The sequence below is a fragment of the Maribacter sp. genome (assembly GCA_020629415.1).
Taxonomy (GTDB): domain Bacteria; phylum Bacteroidota; class Bacteroidia; order Flavobacteriales; family Flavobacteriaceae; genus Maribacter; species Maribacter huludaoensis.
Window position 1 is genome coordinate 13,974 of sequence record JAHDDL010000024.1, and the last position, 21,162, is coordinate 35,135.

The 21,162-nt window shown below is 35.5% G+C and carries 20 protein-coding genes and 2 pseudogenes; 7 read left to right on the plus strand and 15 right to left on the minus strand.

Annotation, left to right across the window (positions count from 1 at the left end; all coding sequences use genetic code 11):
* From QZ657_RS10880 to QZ657_RS10900, 5 genes and pseudogenes are all read left to right on the plus strand, one after another.
* Positions 1 to 1,212: pseudogene (locus QZ657_RS10880) on the plus strand (zinc carboxypeptidase); the annotation flags it as partial.
* Positions 1,213 to 1,218: 6 nt separating this feature from the next.
* Entirely contained in the window at positions 1,219 to 1,413 is a 195-nt protein-coding gene (locus tag QZ657_RS10885; RefSeq protein ID WP_276472640.1) for a DUF4177 domain-containing protein, read from the plus strand.
* Between the two features lie 157 nt (positions 1,414 to 1,570).
* Positions 1,571 to 3,937, plus strand: coding sequence for a DUF2339 domain-containing protein (locus tag QZ657_RS10890; RefSeq protein ID WP_291966870.1), 2,367 nt, complete (start codon positions 1,571 to 1,573; stop codon positions 3,935 to 3,937).
* Between the two features lie 49 nt (positions 3,938 to 3,986).
* Positions 3,987 to 5,147, plus strand: a complete 1,161-nt coding sequence (locus QZ657_RS10895; protein WP_291966872.1) for a DUF3999 family protein — start codon at positions 3,987 to 3,989, stop codon at positions 5,145 to 5,147.
* A 383-nt stretch (positions 5,148 to 5,530) separates the two neighbouring features.
* Positions 5,531 to 6,322 (plus strand): annotated as a pseudogene (locus QZ657_RS10900) (lipid A deacylase LpxR family protein); the annotation flags it as partial.
* Here QZ657_RS10900 and rimO read toward each other — a convergent pair.
* The gene (gene rimO, locus QZ657_RS10905; protein ID WP_291966874.1) at positions 6,323 to 7,627 is read right to left on the minus strand and encodes a 30S ribosomal protein S12 methylthiotransferase RimO; all 1,305 of its coding nucleotides are present in this window, start codon (positions 7,625 to 7,627) and stop codon (positions 6,323 to 6,325) included.
* A 51-nt stretch (positions 7,628 to 7,678) separates the two neighbouring features.
* On the opposite strand from rimO, the gene QZ657_RS10910 reads away from it, so the two are divergent.
* Both QZ657_RS10910 and QZ657_RS10915 read left to right on the plus strand, forming a co-directional pair.
* Entirely contained in the window at positions 7,679 to 8,869 is a 1,191-nt protein-coding gene (locus QZ657_RS10910) for a serine hydrolase domain-containing protein (protein ID WP_291960694.1), read from the plus strand.
* 84 nt (positions 8,870 to 8,953) lie between these two features.
* Positions 8,954 to 9,556, plus strand: a complete 603-nt coding sequence (locus QZ657_RS10915) for an NAD(P)H-dependent oxidoreductase (protein ID WP_291966876.1) — start codon at positions 8,954 to 8,956, stop codon at positions 9,554 to 9,556.
* Positions 9,557 to 9,568: 12 nt separating this feature from the next.
* Here QZ657_RS10915 and QZ657_RS10920 read toward each other — a convergent pair whose 3' ends face one another.
* The 14 genes from QZ657_RS10920 to recR all read right to left on the minus strand — a co-directional run bounded on the left by QZ657_RS10920 (position 9,569) and on the right by recR (position 21,045).
* Positions 9,569 to 10,414, minus strand: a complete 846-nt coding sequence (locus tag QZ657_RS10920) for a metallophosphoesterase (RefSeq protein WP_291966877.1) — start codon at positions 10,412 to 10,414, stop codon at positions 9,569 to 9,571.
* 15 nt (positions 10,415 to 10,429) lie between these two features.
* The gene (locus tag QZ657_RS10925; protein ID WP_291966879.1) at positions 10,430 to 12,109 is read right to left on the minus strand and encodes an amidase family protein; all 1,680 of its coding nucleotides are present in this window, start codon (positions 12,107 to 12,109) and stop codon (positions 10,430 to 10,432) included.
* A gap of 4 nt (positions 12,110 to 12,113) precedes the next feature.
* Entirely contained in the window at positions 12,114 to 12,938 is an 825-nt protein-coding gene (locus QZ657_RS10930; RefSeq protein WP_291966901.1) for a DUF2911 domain-containing protein, read from the minus strand.
* Positions 12,939 to 12,997: 59 nt separating this feature from the next.
* Positions 12,998 to 13,954 carry a signal recognition particle-docking protein FtsY gene (gene ftsY / locus QZ657_RS10935; protein WP_276472630.1) on the minus strand — a complete coding sequence of 319 codons (957 nt, stop codon included), beginning with the start codon at positions 13,952 to 13,954 and terminating at the stop codon, positions 12,998 to 13,000.
* An 86-nt stretch (positions 13,955 to 14,040) separates the two neighbouring features.
* A complete protein-coding gene (locus QZ657_RS10940; RefSeq protein ID WP_071340023.1) occupies positions 14,041 to 14,193 on the minus strand; it encodes a DUF4295 domain-containing protein in 153 nt (50 codons plus the stop codon).
* Positions 14,194 to 14,229: 36 nt separating this feature from the next.
* A complete protein-coding gene (gene rpmG, locus QZ657_RS10945; protein WP_058105695.1) occupies positions 14,230 to 14,412 on the minus strand; it encodes a 50S ribosomal protein L33 in 183 nt (60 codons plus the stop codon).
* Between the two features lie 21 nt (positions 14,413 to 14,433).
* Complete coding sequence (rpmB, locus tag QZ657_RS10950; protein WP_076549269.1) at positions 14,434 to 14,673, minus strand: 50S ribosomal protein L28; 240 nt, start codon at positions 14,671 to 14,673, stop codon at positions 14,434 to 14,436.
* A 69-nt stretch (positions 14,674 to 14,742) separates the two neighbouring features.
* On the minus strand, positions 14,743 to 15,993 hold the full coding sequence (locus QZ657_RS10955) for a competence/damage-inducible protein A (RefSeq protein ID WP_291960679.1): 1,251 nt from the start codon (positions 15,991 to 15,993) through the stop codon (positions 14,743 to 14,745).
* Positions 15,993 to 16,331: an Hpt domain-containing protein gene (locus QZ657_RS10960; protein WP_276472628.1), complete on the minus strand. Its 339-nt coding sequence runs from the start codon at positions 16,329 to 16,331 to the stop codon at positions 15,993 to 15,995. Before QZ657_RS10960 ends, QZ657_RS10955 begins: the two co-directional genes overlap by 1 nt.
* Positions 16,331 to 16,942: a fumarylacetoacetate hydrolase family protein gene (locus QZ657_RS10965; RefSeq protein ID WP_291960677.1), complete on the minus strand. Its 612-nt coding sequence runs from the start codon at positions 16,940 to 16,942 to the stop codon at positions 16,331 to 16,333. Before QZ657_RS10965 ends, QZ657_RS10960 begins: the two co-directional genes overlap by 1 nt.
* A 6-nt stretch (positions 16,943 to 16,948) precedes the next feature.
* Complete coding sequence (locus tag QZ657_RS10970) at positions 16,949 to 17,863, minus strand: carboxypeptidase-like regulatory domain-containing protein (RefSeq protein WP_276472626.1); 915 nt, start codon at positions 17,861 to 17,863, stop codon at positions 16,949 to 16,951.
* A gap of 2 nt (positions 17,864 to 17,865) precedes the next feature.
* Positions 17,866 to 18,642, minus strand: coding sequence for a 3'-5' exonuclease (locus tag QZ657_RS10975; RefSeq protein WP_291966903.1), 777 nt, complete (start codon positions 18,640 to 18,642; stop codon positions 17,866 to 17,868).
* 240 nt (positions 18,643 to 18,882) lie between these two features.
* Positions 18,883 to 20,334, minus strand: coding sequence for a dihydrolipoamide acetyltransferase family protein (locus QZ657_RS10980; RefSeq protein WP_291966905.1), 1,452 nt, complete (start codon positions 20,332 to 20,334; stop codon positions 18,883 to 18,885).
* Between the two features lie 90 nt (positions 20,335 to 20,424).
* A complete protein-coding gene (gene recR / locus QZ657_RS10985) occupies positions 20,425 to 21,045 on the minus strand; it encodes a recombination mediator RecR (protein ID WP_291966907.1) in 621 nt (206 codons plus the stop codon).
* Positions 21,046 to 21,162: the final 117 nt, after the last annotated feature.

The window sequence follows — 21,162 nt, forward strand, 5'->3', positions numbered from 1 at the left end:
AGTTTAGTAATTTCATCAAACCAGCCAAAAAGTACCTTGGTCAAGGTATTATTTGAACCAATGGCAAAATTAAGTGATTCTGTTACCTATGATATTACTGCATGGTCCTTACCTTACGCATACGGATTGGATGCTATTGCCAGCGAAAGCAATTTAAACGGCTCATCTTCCGTACTAAATAAACCTGTAGCAACTAGTTTTGATGCTGACAAGTATGCCTATTTAGCAGACTGGAACAGTATGAAAGATGCTAGATTTCTGGCAGAATTATTACGTAACAATGTGCGTGTACGTTACGCACATAAGCCTTTTACCTTAGACGGTATTTCTCATGATCGCGGTACATTAATTATAACAAAAGGTGATAACAAGCACCTAAAAAACTTTAATGAGGTTCTTAAAACAGCATCTACCAATCACTCTAAAAATTTAATTTCCACCAACACAGGTTTTGTTGAAAGCGGTAAAGATTTTGGCTCTGGGTATGTTGATGTAATTCAGAATTTAAACATTGCCGTACTATCTGGAAAGCCTACTTCAACGCTTCGCTTTGGAGAAATATGGAACTTTTTTGAACAACAACTAGACTACCCGATTTCTGTATTGGACGAAGCCTATTTTGACCGTGTCAACCTTGCTAAATATAATATCTTAATACTACCTGACGGTCGTGGGTACAACAGTTTTTTAAGCTCTTACAATAAAGAAAAAATTAAGGAATGGGTAAAAAATGGCGGTAAACTTATTGCCATGGGCGGAGCAATTGACGGAATTACAGCATCGGACAAAGATTTTGAAATTTCCGAAAAAGAAATGCCGAAAGATTCTTCTTCCACAATTGAATCTTATGAAATTTCTGAAAGAGAACAGATCAAATCAGCTATTACAGGAGCTATTTTTAAGGCTACCGTAGATAACACAAATCCTTTGGCATATGGGTATAACGATACTTATTTCACCCTTAAACTAGGTGCACGTTCCTATAATTATCTAGAAAACGGAAGTGCTGTTTATTTAAGTGATGGCGCCAACGAACCTGTATCTGGTTTTGCCGGTAGCGAAGCAAAGAAAAAGATTGCCGAAACCTTAATCTTCGGTACCGAGGATATGGGTCGCGGTCAAGTAATTTACATGGTAGACAATCCTTTATTTAGAGGTTTTTGGGAAAATGGAAAACTATTTTTTGCCAATGCCTTATTCATGGTTAAATAAAAAAATATGAAAGAGTATAAAGTTGAAACGCTTATTTTCTATTCGAAATTTACGTTTGATAAAAATCATTTAGCGAAATCATCTAACAAAGCAATTCAAGAAAAATTAAACGAATACGCTAAAAATGGCTGGCGTTTGGTATCTACCGATACTACAGAATTTGGAATGGCCATGTATATTTATTTATATTTTGAAAAGTAATTAAATTAAAAATCAACTGGATTAGATATCCCTGAAGCAACGTTAATTGTTTCAGGGATATTTTATTTTATGGTTGCATGGCACTCTTTCCAACATATTTGCATGTTTTACGTTTAAAATATAAGACACTGAGCTATTAGTGCAAAAACCACCACCAATGCCAAACGACCAAGAGCAAATAAATGCATTAATGCAAAAGTTAGAACTGCTTTTAAAAAAGCAGCAAGACTTTAATATTGAGGTAAATGAAATTCGTAGGGATATTCAAATTCTTAGAAATACACAGGCAATAAAATTCAACGAAAATACTTCTGAACATACCACTAAATCTTCAGAAGTTACTATTGAAAAAGAGGATGCATTAATTGATAAAGCAGTTGAAATTGAAACACCCACTCCTGTTCAAGCTCCAATAGAAATTGCTTCTATACAAGAAGAGCCTAAAAAGATTCCTGAAAAGATAATAAAGCTTCAAAAAGGCAAATCTAACCTAGAGAAGTTCATTGGTGAAAACCTAATTAATAAAATAGGGATATTGATTACCGTAATAGGTGTTGGTATCGGCGCAAAATACTCTATTGAAAATAATTTAATTAGTCCGCTTACCAGAATTATTCTTGGCTATTTGGTAGGCTTGGGCCTTTTAGGATTCGGATTTAAATTAAAAGCCAAATATGAGAGTTATAGCGCTGTTTTGGTGAGCGGTGCATTGGCTATTCTTTATTTTTTAACTTATTTGGCATACGATCTTTATGGGCTATTCCCGCAAATAGCAGCTTTTGGCCTAATGCTTCTATTTACCGTTTTTGGTGTGGTTGCGGCCATCAACTATAATAAGCAGATCATTGCACATGTTGGTCTTGTAGGCGCTTACGGCGTTCCTTTTTTATTAAGTAACGATTCTGGTAACGCTACCGCCCTATTCAGTTACATTGCTTTGATCAATGTTGGTCTTTTGGCAATTTCATTTAAAAAATACTGGAAAGCTCTTTACTACGTTGCCTTCACCTTTACATGGCTTATTTACGGATCGTGGTACGCATTCTCAAGTTATGATGAAGATTTTATTATGGGCTTTAGCTTCTTAGCAATATTCTTCTTTTTGTTCTATGCCACATTCTTAGCTTTTAAATTAATTAAATCAGAGAAATTTCAAGTTGCAGATATTATTCTGATCATGCTAAACTCGTTCATCTTTTACGGCTTTGGTATTGCTTGGCTCTATGATTATAAAGGCGGAGAGTTTTACCTAGGCTTATTCACCCTATTGAATGCATTTATTCATTTTGTAATAACGGTAATTATCTTCAAAAGAAAATTAGCCGACCGAAAGCTGTTCTTCTTAACATCTGGGTTTGTACTTACGTTTATTACCATAGCGGTCCCTGTTCAGTTAGATGGCAATTGGGTAACGTTATTCTGGGCTTTTGAAGCCGCTTTATTATTTTGGATAGGACGCACCAAAAAAGTCAAATTCTATGAATATCTATCCTATATTTTAGTTGCTCTAGCATTCTTTAGTTTAACCATGGACTGGGCAGCAAGGTACTCTTATATGAATACTAAAGATGAATGGAATCTATTATTAAACACTACGTTTTTAACATCTATACTTTGCGTTGCCGTATTTGGATTCATGAGTTGGATACAAACAAAATTCAGCACTGAAAAACCTTCAATAGTTCAACAGCTAATGACCTTTGGTATTCCCGCTCTGTTCATAGGAACCCTCTACTTTGCATTCTATCTTGAAATTGAACAGTATTGGAACAATGCCTTTCAGTTATCTAAAATTGAAATATCAAGTACATCTGGCCAATACCCTGAATACAACTACAATCTCAAAGATTTTGAAGCTATTTGGTTAATTCTTTATACCATGTTTTTCTTTGGCGTTTTAAGTTTTGTACATATTTTAAAAATCAAAAACAAGATATTAGGTATTGTAGCCTTAGGCGCTGCGCTTTTAACAACTTTCATATTCCTTACAAACGGACTTTATACCTTAAGCGAGCTGCGTGAAAATTACCTAACCCAGCAACTTACGGAATTTTATAATGTAGGAGCATATAACATATACATACGCTATATTTCTTTTGCATTTCTTACATTTCTTCTATTCGCCATTTATAAATTAGCACAGCAAGAGTATTTAAAATTCAATACTAAAATTCCGTTTGAAATTCTAATGCATACCACCATTATATGGGTTTCAAGTAGCGAATTATTAAATTGGATGGATATATCCGGATCTGATCAGTCTTATAAATTAGGTCTTAGCATACTTTGGGGTGTTTATGCCCTTTTATTGATCGGTCTTGGTATTTGGAAAAAGAAAAAACACCTACGTATTGGTGCTATTGCCCTATTCTCTATTACTTTGATCAAATTGTTTTTCTATGACATATCATCGTTGAACACTATTTCTAAGACCATTGTATTTGTGTCATTAGGAGTATTATTATTGATTATTTCATTTCTTTATAATAAATACAAACACATTATTTCTGATGAAACTAAATAGTTTTCTAACCATAATTGCTATTCTGTCGATTTCATTTTGTTTCGCACAGATGGATTCCTATTCCAAAAAAATAGAATTAAAAGGAATAGACAGTCAATGGCATGCCATAGAAATACCAAATGATGTATTTTCAGAAGTGAATACCAATATGAGTGACATTCGTATTTATGGGGTCACCGCTAACGATACTATTGAAGCACCTTACCTTCACAAAGTTTCTAAAGCAGAAAATTCTAATTCAGAGATATCCTTTAATTTATTGAACAGCGTCAATACCCAAAAAGGTTATTACTATACCTACGAACTGCCCCAGAAAGAAACTATTAATGAGATTCTATTAAACATTGAAGACCTTAATTTTAATTGGGAAATTACCCTTGAAGGAAGTCAACATCAAAAACAATGGTTCACTATTTTAGAAGACTATCGCATTTTATCGATTAATAATGACCAGACAAACTATTCGTTTACCACATTAAAGTTTCCAGATGCAAATTATAGATACTACAGAATACTGATCAGAAGTACCGAAAAACCGAATCTGGCATCAGTAACTATCTCTAAAAAAGCAAAAAAAGCTGCAGAATATCGTAATTATATCATACAATCCTTTAAGGTTTCACAAGAGGAAAAGAAAACAATAATAGATATTGAACTAAATAAACGCGTTCCATTAAACTTATTAGAATTAACAGTTGATGACAAAATTGATTATTACCGATCTATTTCTATTCAATATTTAGCAGATAGTGTAAAAACGGATAAAGGATTCTATTACAACTATAGACCATTAGCTACCAGGACACTTTCATCCATGGAAAATAATAGTTTTCAACTACCTGGAACCTTAGCAAATAAAGTTCGAGTAATTGTTGTAAACAATGACAATCAGCCTTTAAAAATATCAGGGACCAATGTAAAAGGTTATGTGCATACTTTGACCACACGTTTTACAGAACCGGCTACATATTATTTAGTTTATGGCAAACAGAACGGTAATTTTCCCAATTACGATATTACCAAAACCACCGTTTCATTACCTGACACCATTACAAAACTAAATTTTGGCAGTGTGGAAGAAATACCAAAACCCCAAACCGAAACAACAGACCCTCTTTTTGAAAACAAATGGTGGTTGTGGCTTATCATTGGGATAGTAATTGCCCTATTAGGCTACTTCACTATTGGGATGGTAAAGAAAGAGCTTTAATGGTTTTAGTAAAAAAATCATTCCGAAAATACGCTAAATTAAAATCTACAAACAGTTCTCCATAGTTTGCTTGACCTATATTTTATTCACCTCTCTCTGATCTGGGAATCAACAATTAAACCATTGTTATATAAATTATAATATGATGTAAAGGTGGTTGATTTAATTTTACTTATTAATAGGCAAAACCTTCATGAAATTATAACGTAAGTAGTGTGATGAAATATTATATTCTATTACTGCTCCTACCTCCAACGGTTCTTTTAAGTCAAAAAATAGACCATCTTGTCTCCTTTAGAGATATGGGTAGTGAAAGGTATTTCCGATTTAATTATGACAATGATTTCTTCGCTGAATCAGATAAAAATTAAACACAAGGTTATAGTTTTGAGTATGTGGATCCAAGCTTATCCCAGAACCCGGTAAACCATATAATCTTCAAGATAAAAGGTAATTACTTTACCTACGGATTAGCATTAGAGCATATTGGCTATACACCGAGTGATTTTGTAAATTCTGACATACAACTTGATGATAGACCTTTTGCCGCAGCTATCTACTTTAAGAGTTTTGTTGTTGCAACAGATACCATTACCAAATCAAGACTATCTCAATCATTAAGCTTAGGACTTATTGGTCCAGGGGCATTTGGTAAAGAAATGCAAACAGCAATTCATAAACTTATCGAAAACAAAACTCCCGGTGGTTGGGATAATCAAATCCAGAACGATTTAGTGTTGAATTATGAAATTGGCTACGAGAAACAAATTTTTAATTATAAAAACATAGTAAATGCACAAGCAATATCTTCACTACAACTAGGAACCTTATTTACAAATGCATCGGTGGGATTTAATTCTACTGTCGGACTATTAAATGATCCGTTTTCTAGAAACAGTACACCATCGAAGTTTAAATTTTATGCTTTTGTACAACCAACCGTTAATGTAGTTGGTTTTGATGCCACCTTGCAAGGCGGCATTTTCACCAATGACAATCCTTATACCATTTCTTCGAAAAATATAGAAAGGTTGACCGCACAAGTCGACTACGGACTCATACTCAAATACCGAAAACTGTATTTAGAATATACTCGAACAACGATTACCAAAGAATTTACCTCTGGTAATTCTGCCAATTGGGGCGGTTTTAGAGTGGGATTTCTATTTAATTAATTACACAACTGGCTCTCCGTAAAGGTCAAAGTCAGCCGCTTCCGTAATCTTTACATTTACAAACTCTCCCTGCTTTACGTAGTGCTTAGTAGCATCTATTAAAACCTCGTTATCCACATCTGGCGAATCAAACTCGGTTCTTCCGATAAAGTGGTTTCCTTCTTTACGATCTATAATACAACGAAACGTCTCCCCTACTTTCTTTTGGTTCAATTCCCAAGATATTTGAGATTGTATTTCCATGATAATATTAGCACGCTCTTGTTTTACTTCTTCCGGAACATCGTCTACTAAAGTATAAGCATGAGTATTTTCTTCATGACTGTAGGTAAAACAACCCAAACGTTCAAAACGCATAGCGGTTACCCAGTTTTTAAGAATCTCAAAATCTTCTTCTGTTTCACCAGGGTACCCAACTATCAATGTAGTCCTAATGGTCATTTCAGGTACCGCTGCCCTAAATTCCTTAAGTAACTTGGTAGTTTTAGCTTCTGTGGTACCTCTGCGCATACTTTTAAGAATACGGTCAGATATATGCTGCAATGGAATATCCAAATAGTTACAAACCTTGGGTTCCCTATTCATTACATCTAGCACATCCATTGGAAAACCAGCCGGAAATGCATAATGTAAACGTATCCACTCTATACCTTCTACCTTTACCAAGGCTTCTAAAAGCTCGGCTAGATTTCTTTTCTTATATAAATCTAATCCGTAATACGTTAAATCTTGAGCAATCAAAATAAGCTCCTTTACACCTTTGGCGGCAAGCTTTTCCGCTTCTGTAACCAATTCTTCTATAGGTGTGCTTTTATGCTTACCTCTCATCAGTGGAATTGCACAGAAAGAACATGGACGATCACAACCTTCCGCAATTTTTAAATAAGCATAATTTTTGGGTGTCGTCGTTAATCGTTCTCCAATTAATTCATGCTTATAATCTGCACCTAAAGCTCTTAATAGTCCCGGTAACTCGCTTGTACCAAAATACTCATCTACATTAGGAATCTCTTTTTGCAAATCTGGTTTGTAACGCTCGCTCAAGCAACCGGTAACAAAAACCTTATCTACTGCACCTACTTCTTTCTTTTGAACATATTCTAAAATGGTATTAACACTTTCCTCTTTTGCATTGGCAATAAAACCACAGGTGTTAATTACAACTATATTTCCTTCTTCTTCATGTACAACTTCTTTGTCGTTGGCCTTTAATTGGCCCATGAGTACTTCAGAATCATAAACATTCTTTGAACAACCTAGAGTTACTACGTTGATTTTGTTCTTCTTAAGAGTTTTTGTCCTCATAATTTAAATTGGGGTGCAAAAATACGATTTGGCTATTTAAAAACGTTAGATATGGACAAATTTACTTGTAATCTTTATTTGATTGCAGTTTATGTACACCCAAATCTTAAATTAACCATGAAATTCTCCCAATATTTCAGGCTGTTTGCCCTATCTCTAATTATAGCATCGTGCTCCAGTGATTCTGAACCTAGTTCAGAGACCGGAAAGAGCGGTACACCCCCGGTAACGGCAGCAATACCCACAGAAACCTATTTCCCTCCTATATCACGATCTAATGAATGGGAAACCATATCAATGGAAAACTTAGGATGGAACGAAGATGAACTAAGCAACCTCTATTTCTTTTTGGAAAATAACAATACCGATGCCTTTATAGTGTTAAAAAATGGGCGCATAGTGATTGAAAAATACTTTGGTGATTTTAAGTCCGATGATAACCATGCCTGGAATTCCGCTGGAAAAAATTTAACCGCCATGTTAACAGGTATCGCCCAAGAAGAAGGGTATTTGGATATTACGGATGCAACTTCTACACATTTAGGTGAAGGCTGGTCTAATTTGCCTTTAGAACAAGAAATGAACATCACCATAAAAAATCAATTGACCATGACTACCGGTCTAGATTATACCGTAGATGATATTTTTTGTACCGAGCCCCAATGTTTGAATTATTTAAACGAACCAAGCACTTTCTGGTATTACCATAATGCACCGTATACCTTGCTAGATAATGTCATTGCAAATGCCACGGAAACCGATTTTAATTCATATTTCTCAAAAAAAATAAAAGAACCCATTGGTATGCAAGGCTTGTTTCTTGAAATTGGATACAACAATGTGTTCTTTAGTTCTGCAAGAAGTATGGCACGTTTTGGCATTCTTAATTTAACTAAAGGTAACTGGGACGGAATTTCAATTCTCGATGACCAAGATTACTTTAATGCCATGACAAACACTTCGCAAAATTTAAATCTTTCTTACGGTTATCTCTATTGGTTAAATGGCAAAAGTAGCTTTAGATTACCAAGCACCATAGATGAATACTCCGGTAGCCTAATACCCAATGCACCTGACGATCTATATGCCGGACTTGGACTTAACGACCAGAAATTATATATGGTACCAAGTTTAGATTTGGTAGTTGTACGCATGGGCGGAGCAAGCAACGAAGAACTTTTAGGACCTTCTAGTTTTGATAATGAAATTTGGGAATTACTAAATGCCATCATGGAGCAATAGCATTTGTATTTATTTAAGTAACTTCTTGATCACCTAGTTATTACTTAGCTAGTAACAATGCTTATTTTTGTATAAAATTGCAAAATGGATTTTAGAAGCATTGCCGAAGAAAGATATACGACCAAAAAATACGATGCCACAAAGAAAATTTCCGATTCACAGATCGAAGATTTAAAGCATATATTAAAACTAAGTCCGTCTTCTATAAACAGCCAACCTTGGCTGTTCACCTTCGTATCTAACAAACAGATAAAAGACCAATTAGCCGACGCCTCATATTCCAATGCCTCTAAAATTAAAGATGCCAGCCATTTGGTAGTATTCAGCGTATTGGACAATCTTGAAGAATTTGAAAAACGCGTTGAAGAAAATTTACATGAAGGTTCAATTAAATTTTACCAGCAAGTTGTAAAACCACAACCTGAAGAGAAAACTATAAATTGGCTGTCACAACAAGTATATATTACTTTAGGGTTCTTCTTGGCAGCATGCGCTACCATGAAAATAGATTCTACGCCAATGGAAGGTATAGAACCTAAGAAATATAAAGAAATTTTAAAAATTGAAAATCACAAAGTTCTCTTCTCCGTTGCTTTGGGCCACCGTCATTTAGAAGACAACACACAACCAAGCTTAGTCGGCAAATCTAGATTGGGCGCTGATGTAGTCATTCAATCCATTGATTAATTCAGCATCACTTTAGACCTCTTTTAAAAGCTTAAAAACTGTAATTTCTGGCCTAACATTAAAACGTACTTGTCGTAAACAGCCCAAAGCACGATTAATGTAAAGGGTTCTCCCATCTTTTAAATCTTTTATACCTGCATCATAATTTTTGTTTTTAACAGGTAAAATAAGTGGTGGCAGAAAAGGTGGTTTAACCTGTCCGCCATGGGTATGACCAGAAAGTATCCAACCTTTAAAATTATTCCAAACGGGAAGATCACATACATCCGGATTATGACATAGGGTAATATTTGCTTTAGTGGGGTTATATTTTTCTATAGTCTTTTCTGGATAAAAATTACTTCCCCAAAAATCATCCATTCCTAAAAAATTGAGTCCGGCAATCTCTACCGCATCATTACGCAACATGGTTACCCCTACATCTTCTAAACTCTCTGTTATATTTTGTGCTACCGGTTCCTCTACAAAATCAATTCCGTAGTCATGATTACCCAATATCCCAATAGTACCCAAAGTACCTTTAACAACAAATTTTAACACCTCTCTTAATTGTGTTATTTGCTCATTGTCTTCATAGGTAACATAGTCGCCAGTATACACCACAAAATCTGGGCGTAACTCTTGAGCTTCTTTAAATGCATCTATAATATATTGATAATCAAAAGAATTACCGATATGAACATCACTTATTTGCATTAGCGTTTTCCCAACTAGTGCATCTGGCAAATTCCTTAACGGCATTTTTAGATGCACAAATTGAATCCAAAACGGTTCTATCTGCCAACTATATAATCCTGTCAGTAAACCCAAACCCGCTAGCCACCGAAAAGACTTTTTTATAAAGCTTCTTCTTTTCATTTTAAGCCATCAAATTTAGTTTTGGTAGTCTTTTGGTAACACTCGGTTTGGAAACTTTTCTTCATAAGATTTACCTAATCTCAATAAATTTGCTTCTGAGAACTGTTTTCCTATAAATGTTAAACTAATTGGCTCACCAGATGTTTTATAACCCATTGGAACCGTTAAGGCCGGATATTTTGCAACAGCTGCATAACCCGCATGATAATTATTTATGGACAATACGGCATCTAGCTTATATTTATCCAGCGCATTATCAAAGAATGTGCGTCCATTTTTTTCAAGATTAGATTTTATCTCTTCTAACTCGGCAGTTGTGGTAGAATCATTAATTATCCCTTCAAACAAAGCTTGCCCATATGGAATTCTAAATAACGAATCTAAATTATTGAATGATACCGCATCTGAAATTGAAGAAATTTTAACCAATTCAGGATTTGCATGTTGTTTAAGATAAGACTTTAAATCATTTCGCATATCTATATTCAAAATACTTAAAAAACCGTTCATAGCTACTTCTGGTGGAGTAAATTCAACTATTGTTGCGCCAGCTTCTTTTAATTCCTCTATGGTCTTTTTATAAATACTATCGGTTTGCACCAACTCTTCAATTACACCTAATCTCATTTCAGAAAAAGGTGTTGCATGTAAGCCTGCCGATAAAATACCTGGATAATTTTCTTTTACAGAGGCAGCATCCAACTCATCATATCCCAACATAGCAGATAATAAAATGGCATTGTCCTTTACATTCTTTGTCATAGGACCCGGAGTATCCAATGTACTGGAAATAGGCACAATACCCGATCTACTCAACAAACCAATGGTAGGTTTTAAACCAACTACGGAATTTTGGCTACTTGGCGATAAAATTGAACCTGAAGTTTCCGTACCTACGGCTGCCACTGCATAATTTGCAGCAACGGCCGTACCGCTACCCGAACTTGAACCTCCTGTCTCAAATACCTTACGCCCATACGGATTAAGCGTTTGGCCGCCATAGGCACTATAGCCCACGGGACAGCCCGAGCATAAAAAATAAGCCCACTCACTTAAGTTGACCTTACCTAAAATTAAAGCCCCATTCTTCTTCAATTGCCGAACTATAAATGAATCATCAACCTCATTATTCATTAAAGTAATTGAACCTGCAGTGGTTTTCATACCCAATGTATTTATGTTGTCCTTCAGTAAAATAGGCATACCATAAATAGGGTGTTGAGTCTGCGTTGCTACCCCTTTCTCATTCAGCCTATCTAACTCTCGCGCTTGTTCTACTACATCTTCATTTAAAGCTATGACCGTATTTAACGTAGTTGCATTATCCAACTCATATTTATAGATGCGATATAAATAAAAAAGTACTAGCTTTTCATATGTAAGGTTGCCTTCTTTAATATGTTTACGTATTGTAAAAATATCCTGCTCCAAGATCAAAGGGAGCAACTTCTGATACTCCGCTTCCGTTACCTTAGAAGTTTCTTCATATAGCGGTAGAAACACTTCATTTTTATCTAAAATTTTAGATTGTATCAATTTGTACTGCATACGCCCATTTTCATGATCGGCATTAGCGGCAACCTCGGTAGAATCATTATACGGCATCCAAAGAACTACATTTTCATTAATAGTTTCTTGCTTGTTTTTACAAGCACTTAATATAATAATGACCAGTAATAAAACATGCTTTTTCATACCATTATCTATTTTTAGTTTGTAGTGCTTTCCAGCTATTAATATCATTTTTGTTCAAACGAACAAATTCATCTTTACCTTCCTTTTCAGCTAACTTCATTGAAATCTCAGATGCCTTTATAGCTTCTTTATACTTTTTTAAATCTGCCAATAATAAGGATTTAACTCTATGAAAGAAATAGGTATCCCCATCCATTTTTATTGCCTTGTCAACAAAGCCAAGAGCTTCTTTAGCCTTCATACCCTGTTCTTGATAATATCTAGCAATTTCGTAATAGGTTTGTGCGGTGGGTTCAGTTGAAAGCATTTCATCTATTTGCTCTTGCATTATAGACTTAGTGTCAAATGTTAGTGGGATAGTAATCTGGGTTGTTCCCCAATTCAAATGCATAGATGCACCGTTATGATTAATATTATCGAATGAAATTAGAAAGGTCTCTTGAAAATCTTTTTTATGAGAAGGAACAACTTTAATACGCAAAGCATCTTCTTCCGCATTATAATTTGACCTACCATCTCCCCAATGTGTTATATTTTTATGAAAAGTAATTTCCCACAGGTCTTCTTCAGGAAAAGCGTACAAAGCATAGGTACCTTTGGGCAATGTTTTACCATCTATTATAACAGCTGTACTAAAAGATATTTTAGTAGATTCATTGGCACCAACCCTCCAGATACGACCATTAGGAACTAGCCCAGGTTCACCGTTGGGTTGATTTCCGAACAGGATTCGTCCTTTTGCAGATGGTCTTGAATATGCTATTGTAATTTTAGAGAGTCCGACGTGTTGTTCGATCTTGGAGAACGGACTGGCTTTTGGGTGGTTCATTTGCCCCCAACTCAGTTTACATAATAAAAGAGGAAAAATGAACCAGCCGTATTTCAATTTTAAATTTTAAAGAATGAATCTACAAATTCGTACTTATTGAATGCTTGCAAATCTTCAATACCTTCCCCTACACCAATATACTTCACCGGTATCTTAAATTGATCGGATATACCGATAACCACACCACCTTTTGCCGTACCATCTAATTTGGTAATTGCCAATGCAGTTACCTCTGTTGCTTTTGTAAATTGTTTTGCCTGCTCAAATGCATTTTGTCCCGTAGAACCATCTAGCACCAACAATACTTCATGTGGCGTATCTTCAACTACTTTTTGCATAACACGTTTAACCTTGGTCAACTCATTCATTAAGTTGATTTTATTATGTAAACGCCCGGCAGTATCTATGATAACCACATCTGCATCTTGGGTAACGGCAGAACTTAAGGTATCAAAAGCAACAGAAGCGGGATCACTACCCATTTGCTGTTTTACAATAGGTACATCTACCCTATCTGCCCATACCTGTAACTGATCAATAGCAGCTGCCCTAAAAGTATCCGCAGCACCTAATACTACTTTTAAACCTTGGTTTTTAAACCTATGTGCCAGCTTACCAATAGTGGTGGTTTTACCAACACCATTTACACCAACTACCATAATTACATATGGTTTTTTATCTTTTGGTATTTGAATATCGCCTGTTTCGCTGTCGTTAGTCTCAGAAAGAAGACCTGCTATTTCAGCTCTTAAAATAGAATTTAGCTCATCTGTACCTACATACTTGTCACGAGCAACCCTTGCTTCTATTCTTTCTATAATCTTTAATGTAGTATCTACACCAACATCTGAAGAAACCAGTACCTCTTCAAGATTATCCAATACGTCATCATCTACTTTAGACTTACCGGCAACTGCCTTTCCTAACTTAGAAAAAAAGCTAGTTTTTGTTTTTTCCAAACCTTTATCCAAGGTTTCCTTTTTCTGAGAAGAAAATATTTTTTTAAATAAGCTCATTGTTTATCCTATGGTTATTCAAATATAAAAATTAAAAAGCCCCTTTCGTAGGAAAGGGGCTCAATAACTACTAAAAGTTATATTTCTTATTTCTTGGCAATCCAAGCATCTACCAATTCTGGTGGCATTACTTGTTCTACAAAAACGTAAGCACCTGATTTTGGTGACTTAACCATTTTTATAGCTTTTGTCAATCTTTTAGAACTTGTCTGTAAACTTGCTACGGTCTTCTTAGCCATGACTTATATTATTTTGTGATTCTCTAAAATGAAAATCTATTTAATTTCTTTATGAACGGTCATTCTCTTAAGAATAGGATTGAATTTTTTAATTTCCAATCTCTCAGGAGTGTTCTTCTTATTTTTGGTAGTGATATATCTTGAAGTACCTGGTTGACCAGATTCTTTATGCTCAGTGCATTCTAATATAACTTGTATTCTATTACCTTTCTTTGCCATCGTATCGCTCTATTTTCCAGATTACTTAATAACTAATCCTTTTGCTTTTGCTTCTTTTAAAACAGCAGATATACCTTTCTTATTGATACTTTTTAAAGCTCTTGCAGAAACTTTAAGTGTTATCCAACGGTCTTCTTCTGGAATGTAAAAACGTTTTTTAGAAAGATTTACATCAAATCTTCTTCTAGTTTTATTAATGGAAAACGAAACATTGTTCCCAAACATCGCCTTCTTACCCGTAATTTCACAAACTTTTGACATCGTGCTGACTTTTTCTTTTAAACAGGGTGCAAATTTATATCTTTTTTATCGATCCAACAACAATAAAGATCACATTTTTAAAATTTCTTTTTGAAGGAGCTCAAAAGCCTTATTTACAGACTTTTCCACAACCCTCTCGCGGGTGCTTCCCATTTGAAATTCTTGCACATAAGTAGACACTGGACCATTGATAGCGATAAATACCGTTCCTACATCTGCGTCTGAATCTCCTTTTGAAGGTCCTGCGTTACCAGTAGTAGCTATTGCAAAGTCGGTTTTCATTAAATCTTTTGCCCCTTTTGCCATTGCCAAAGCAACTTCTGCACTTACCACAGAATGCTCATCCACAATATTCTTGGGCACATTTAACACATTGATCTTGGCCTCTGTAGCATAACTGACCACACTGCCTTTAAAATATTTGGATGCACCAGGTATAGAGGTTATTTTTTCTGCAATTTTACCACCGGTAAAACTCTCCGCAGTGGACAAAGTCAAATTTTTATCGGTCAACAATTTTGCAACGGTCTCCTCTATACTTTCATCATCCTCCAATCCAAAAACAATATCGCTTATTAATGGATGTAATTTTTCAATTTCGTTGTTTATAGCAGACTCAAGCTCATCATAATCCGGTCCTTTACCGGACAAACGCAATCTTACCTTACCCAGATTAGGTAAATAGGCCAACTTAATGTTTGAAGGCAATGCATCTTCCCAAGCCTCTATACGTTTGGCAATAGCACTTTCCCCCATACCATAGGTCACTACGGTTTTATGGATAATATGTGGTCTTTTATAATAAGCCGCCAATTTAGGAATTACAGATTCTTTCATTAGGTGCTTCATTTCAAAAGGCACACCGGGCATTGAAACAAACGTTACTTCATTATGTCTTATTAACATACCGGGCGCAGTACCATTGGCATTATGCAAAACCTCTGCCTTGCTTGGCACCAAGGCCTGCATTCTATTGATATCAGAAATAGGGGTGTTACTTATATATTTGGCGAACAATTCTTCTACATGCGCCAATACCTCTGCATTCTCTACAAGTTCATCATTAAAGAACTCACATAAGGTATGCTTGGTAATATCATCTTTTGTAGGTCCTAGACCGCCTGTAATTATAACGATATCTACACGTTCTAACGCATCTTTAAAAGCATTTAATAAATGTGTACGTTCATCTTGTATAGAGGTGATTTGATAAACTGAAACACCGATCTTATTCAGTTCCTTACCAATAAATGCGGAGTTGGTATCTATAACTTGACCAATGAGAATTTCATCGCCAATAGTAATTATTTCAGCAAGCATTATAACTGAAAGTCATTTTTTAATTCTGCCACCACTTGATTTATATCTGTCTTTAGCATTGGAAATCTTTTCTCGATCTCTGCCATATTGGCCTCTTGCTTTCCCAAGGTTTCTAATTCTAGGGCTATAGCACGAGTTTGCTCCATTCCCAACAAATCTACATTTGGTTTTATTTTATGTGCAAGTTTGTACACTTGATCATGGTCTTTTTCTTGAAGTGCTTTTTCCAAAGCTTCCAAATCTTCGGGTACTTCTTCCAAAAAAACAGAAATAACAGAATTTATAAAATCCTGATCCCCCTCTGCCATCTCGTTAATCTTATCCAGGTTATAAATCATTATTTAATTTTTAAGGTAAAAAGCTCTTTATCTTCCAAACTACCCGTAAGATAGTCATTTGGACTTATTTTGCCAACACCTGCAGGTGTTCCGGTAAAGATAATATCGCCTTTTTTTAACATAAAGAACGTTGAAACATAGGCAATTATTTCATCTATCTTCCAAAGCATAAAACTTGTATTGCCGTCTTGAACAACTTCGCCGTTCTTTAGCAACTTAAAATTAAGGTCATTAACATCTTTAAATTCAGTTTTAGGTAGCCACTCTCCAATTACCGCCGCACCGTCAAAACCCTTGGCTTTCTCCCAAGGCAACCCTTTTTCTTTTAATTTAGATTGTAAATCTCTTGCCGTAAAATCAATTCCCAGTCCCACTTCATCATAATATGTAGGCGCAAATTCTTTACTGATATGCTTACCAACTTTTTTGATTTTCACCAAGACCTCAACTTCATAATGCACATTATCCGAAAATTCTGGAATATAAAAATCTTGCTGTTTTGGCAATACCGAAGAATCTGGCTTTATAAATACAACAGGTTCTTCTGGTCTTTCGTTCTTAAGCTCATCAATATGTGCTGCGTAATTTCTACCTATACATATAATTTTCATCGGCACTTATTTTTTCTTTGACAACTTTAAACTAATGGCGGGTATCAAATTTTCATTGTTGCCCGGTGCTTTGATCGCAAAATCATTCCATTCACCCATACCATAGACCATAGTTTTAAAGTTTTGGTTCTTTTGATATACAGCAGCAAATGTAGGTGCAAAACGATCTTCTACCACTTTTTTATTTGTTATGGCATGTTTATAGGTATTGGTATACCAGTTGTACGGGAGGAAAATCCACTCTAGCCCTATGTACACTCCTTCATCTGGCATTCTTATACCCATGCTTGAAAGATCTATTGAAACATAATCTTCTTTTGTAGAACTCTCTAAAATGATACTTTTACGAATTAGATCATGGTTTGGCTTGCGTGTCTTCTTATCTACATCATACACTCTAAGTCTAAATTTAGACGACGCCCTTTTAAACTTACTGTTCTGCTGTACATGAATAGTTATTTTCTCCAAATATTTCTTAGCAGCGCCTATATTAGGAAAATACAATGCCAATACCCAAGGGGTCTCCGCAGAAGAAAATCCGCTCTTTATACTATATGAACTCACAGGATTCAATACCTGCGAATCTCCTAAACTTTGAGAAACCACCACTTCTTCCAGCTCAAAGGTCTCTTCTTGCATGTAAATTTTCTTCTTTTGGGAAATTACTTTTGCCGATATGATAGTATCCTTAAAACCTAAAGCGGAAATATGAACTTCTTTTTCCAAGTACGTTTCAGGTACATCAATATAAAAGTATCCTTCTTCATCACTAGAAGTTCCCTTTAGGGTTTTCAAAAAACTGATATTGGCATAAGGAACAGCGGTTTTTGTTTTATCATCATAAACGTGACCTTCTACCAAAACTTCCTGAGCATGACCCATGCACATTACCAAAAGAAACAACACTACACAAATTCTCATCTTCAACTTAATTTATTATTCAGCTTGCTCAGCTTAATTTGTGTAAGAATCTTTTTTGTGTACAATGGAAAATCCGCATTTAGCATCCAACCAAAATAACCTGGCTCATTTTCCAACACTGCATGAACCTTTTTGCCCTTATGTTTACCGAAGGCAAAGATTTCTTCTTCATCTTCATCCAAGGCAATAAAACCTGCGAAATCTACCGATTGTTTTCTTCTAGAAAATTCTGATAGTTTTTTAATATTGTTTTCTAGATCGGGATATCTATCTAACTGAGAAAGCAACACCTCATAGGTAGCATTGGTGTCTGCCGCAGCACTATGGGCATTTGTAAGATCTTTATCACAGTAAAATTTATAGGCAGCTTCTAGGGTACGTTTTTCCATTTTGTGAAAAATGGTCTGTACATCTACGGATACCGTATTTTTCATATCAAAATCAATACCTGCACGTAGCAATTCTTCTGCCAGCAAAGGAATATCAAATCGGTCTGAGTTGAAACCGCCCAAATCACTATCCTTTATAATTTTATAAATTTCTTTAGAAAGCTCTTTAAATGTTGGTTCGTTGACCACCTTTTCATTGGTAATACCATGTACGGCAACCACCTCTTCCGGTATTTCCATTTCAGGGTTCACCAACCATGTTTTACTTTCTTTATTCCCGTTAGGGTATACCTTTAATATCGCTATCTCAACAATACGATCTTTTGCTACATTGACCCCGGTCGTCTCCAAATCAAAGAAACAAATAGGTCTGGTAAGCTTTAATTCCATACAAGTTCTACTTTCAACAAAAATACACTTTCGTTTTTAGCCATATAAAGTTACTTGCGATTAATTTTATTTCAAAATTAAAAATGCAACGAAAAAACAAATATTTTGAAATATTCATTTTATTCATATTTCACGTATAACAACTTATACATATGCTTACAAAAAGAAACCTTTGAAATAACAAAACACCCCGTTATACAATTTGTATAACGGGGTGCTGCAATTATAATATTACTTTAATTACACTTCTCTATTTATATCCCAAGCTTCAAGATAATCTGCCACAGCTTTTGCGAACATACTACCCAAAGCACCATTTACGACCCTATGATCATAACTGTGAGATAAATACATTTTACTACGTATACCTATTACATCGCCTTCCGGTGTTTCTATTACGGACGGAATTTTTCTAATAGCACCCAATGCCATAATACCTACTTGTGGCTGATTGATAATTGGCGTTCCAAAAACACTACCAAATGTACCCACATTGGTAACGGTATAGGTACCACCTTGTACTTCATCAGGTTTAAGCGCATTGTTTCTAGAACGGTCTGCCAAATCATTTACAACCTTCGCTATGCCCAATAAATTCAATTGGTCGGCATTTTTAATTACCGGCACGATCAAATTACCATCAGGTAGCGCTGCCGCCATTCCTATATTTATATTTTTCTTTTTTATAACAGTATCGCCATCAACCGAAATATTCATCATAGGATATTTCTTCAATGCTACGGCAACGGCTTCCATAAAAATTGGGGTAAACGTAAATTTCTCACCTTCCCTTTTGTAGAAAGCGTCCTTTATTTTATTTCGCCATGTAACTATGTTGGTTACATCCACCTCTATAAAACTCTGTACATGTGCAGATGTTGCTACACTATCTGCCATATGCTTGGCTATCAATTTACCCATTCTGGACATGGGTATTACTTCATCGCCACGAGAAACTTGCGTCTTCGGTTTTTCAGGAGCCGGGGTGCTCGCCGGTTTTGGCGCAGTAGTACTAACCGGAGCTACCGGTGCAGTTTTAGCAGCAATATCCGGTGCCGCAATTTTTTCTTGTACCGGTCGCGGGGCAGCAACCTCTACCGGTGCCTCTACCCTATCTTGTACAACTGCTTTTTCTGGAGCAACCGCCTTTTCAACAGGCTTGTTATCCCCTGTTTTAACAAAGTTCAATATATCATCTTTTGTTACCCTACCATCTTTTCCTGTTCCAGGAATTGTTTCGAGCACCTCAAAAGAAATACCCTCTTCTTTTGCAATGTTCTTAACCAACGGAGAATAAAAACGATCAGAGGTTCCGTTTAATTGAACCGTTGCCGTTTCCGCCCTTGCATGCATTACCGCAGATTCTGCCACGGCAACCATTTCTTGAAGAACCGGTTCCGGCTCCTCTATATGTTGTACATTATTAGTGGTATCGCCCAAATCAACATCACCACCTACCTGAATAATAGCTACTGTTTGACCAACTTCTACAACATCATCAACATTAAAGCATTTTTCAATTAAAACACCATCTACTTCACTTGGCACTTCACTATCAACCTTATCCGTAGCAATTTCAAAAATGGGCTCATCCATCTCAATTGTATCACCTACCTCTTTCAACCATGATGTCAATGTTGCTTCTGCAACACTCTCTCCCATACGCGGTAGTTTCAATTCAAATTTTGACATATCGATAATTTAAAGCTTGTTTTGTTTATGTTTTTTGCAAAAATAATAAAATAAATACCTTTTTATTGATATTTAAACGAAAAACAGCCGTTAATCTTGTCTTAACGACCCTTCAAATGGAACTCTATTTAAAATACTCCTGCCCAAAGTTACCTCATCTGCATATTCCAATTCATCCCCAACCGCTATTCCTCTTGCTATGGTAGATGTTTTTACTTCCATCCCTTCAATTTGTCTAAAAATATAGAAATTAGTAGTATCACCTTCCATAGTAGAACTCAACGCAAAAATCAATTCCTTTATTACGCCCTTTCTTACTTTGTCAATCAAAGTCCCTATTTTCAAATTCTGAGGACCTATACCTTCCATTGGTGAGATTTTACCACCTAATACATGATACTTACCTCTAAATTGCCCTGTATTCTCAATGGCCATTACGTCCCTAATGTCCTCAACCACACAAACCAATGCACCATCCCTTTTAGGATTTGCACATATTTCACACAACGCCGTATCAGATATATTGTGGCAATTTTCGCAAAATTGAATCTTACTTCTTAAATCTACCAATGACGTAGATAGATTTTCTGTACGCTGCTCTGGTTGTTTTAACAAATGCAATACCAAACGTAATGCGGTTCGCTTACCAATACCAGGTAACTGTGAAACTTCATATACTGCGTTTTCTAATAATTTTGACGAAAAATCCATAGGCTTATATGGCCATAAATTTACGATTAAACTTAATAGACCAATCGTATAGTTTTCTTAAAATTAACAAAAACACGAACATAGTCACTACCGTTAGCTTCTGCATTATGCCCAAAT

What these genes read in the sequence shown, in the direction of transcription:
- QZ657_RS10890 (WP_291966870.1), top strand. Translation starts at nt 1,571, where the DNA reads ATGCCAAACGACCAAGAGCAAATAAATGCATTAATGCAAAAGTTAGAA.
- QZ657_RS10970 (WP_276472626.1), bottom strand. Translation starts at nt 17,863, where the DNA reads ATGAGAATTTGTGTAGTGTTGTTTCTTTTGGTAATGTGCATGGGTCAT.
- QZ657_RS10910 (WP_291960694.1), top strand. Translation starts at nt 7,679, where the DNA reads ATGGACAAATTTACTTGTAATCTTTATTTGATTGCAGTTTATGTACAC.
- QZ657_RS10915 (WP_291966876.1), top strand. Translation starts at nt 8,954, where the DNA reads ATGGATTTTAGAAGCATTGCCGAAGAAAGATATACGACCAAAAAATAC.
- QZ657_RS10975 (WP_291966903.1), bottom strand. Translation starts at nt 18,642, where the DNA reads ATGGAATTAAAGCTTACCAGACCTATTTGTTTCTTTGATTTGGAGACG.
- ftsY (WP_276472630.1), bottom strand. Translation starts at nt 13,954, where the DNA reads ATGAGCTTATTTAAAAAAATATTTTCTTCTCAGAAAAAGGAAACCTTG.
- QZ657_RS10920 (WP_291966877.1), bottom strand. Translation starts at nt 10,414, where the DNA reads ATGAAAAGAAGAAGCTTTATAAAAAAGTCTTTTCGGTGGCTAGCGGGT.
- QZ657_RS10895 (WP_291966872.1), top strand. Translation starts at nt 3,987, where the DNA reads ATGGATTCCTATTCCAAAAAAATAGAATTAAAAGGAATAGACAGTCAA.
- rpmG (WP_058105695.1), bottom strand. Translation starts at nt 14,412, where the DNA reads ATGGCAAAGAAAGGTAATAGAATACAAGTTATATTAGAATGCACTGAG.
- rpmB (WP_076549269.1), bottom strand. Translation starts at nt 14,673, where the DNA reads ATGTCAAAAGTTTGTGAAATTACGGGTAAGAAGGCGATGTTTGGGAAC.
- QZ657_RS10965 (WP_291960677.1), bottom strand. Translation starts at nt 16,942, where the DNA reads ATGAAAATTATATGTATAGGTAGAAATTACGCAGCACATATTGATGAG.
- QZ657_RS10940 (WP_071340023.1), bottom strand. Translation starts at nt 14,193, where the DNA reads ATGGCTAAGAAGACCGTAGCAAGTTTACAGACAAGTTCTAAAAGATTG.
- QZ657_RS10930 (WP_291966901.1), bottom strand. Translation starts at nt 12,938, where the DNA reads ATGAACCACCCAAAAGCCAGTCCGTTCTCCAAGATCGAACAACACGTC.
- QZ657_RS10960 (WP_276472628.1), bottom strand. Translation starts at nt 16,331, where the DNA reads ATGATTTATAACCTGGATAAGATTAACGAGATGGCAGAGGGGGATCAG.
- QZ657_RS10980 (WP_291966905.1), bottom strand. Translation starts at nt 20,334, where the DNA reads ATGTCAAAATTTGAATTGAAACTACCGCGTATGGGAGAGAGTGTTGCA.
- QZ657_RS10885 (WP_276472640.1), top strand. Translation starts at nt 1,219, where the DNA reads ATGAAAGAGTATAAAGTTGAAACGCTTATTTTCTATTCGAAATTTACG.
- rimO (WP_291966874.1), bottom strand. Translation starts at nt 7,627, where the DNA reads ATGAGGACAAAAACTCTTAAGAAGAACAAAATCAACGTAGTAACTCTA.
- recR (WP_291966907.1), bottom strand. Translation starts at nt 21,045, where the DNA reads ATGGATTTTTCGTCAAAATTATTAGAAAACGCAGTATATGAAGTTTCA.
- QZ657_RS10925 (WP_291966879.1), bottom strand. Translation starts at nt 12,109, where the DNA reads ATGAAAAAGCATGTTTTATTACTGGTCATTATTATATTAAGTGCTTGT.
- QZ657_RS10955 (WP_291960679.1), bottom strand. Translation starts at nt 15,993, where the DNA reads ATGCTTGCTGAAATAATTACTATTGGCGATGAAATTCTCATTGGTCAA.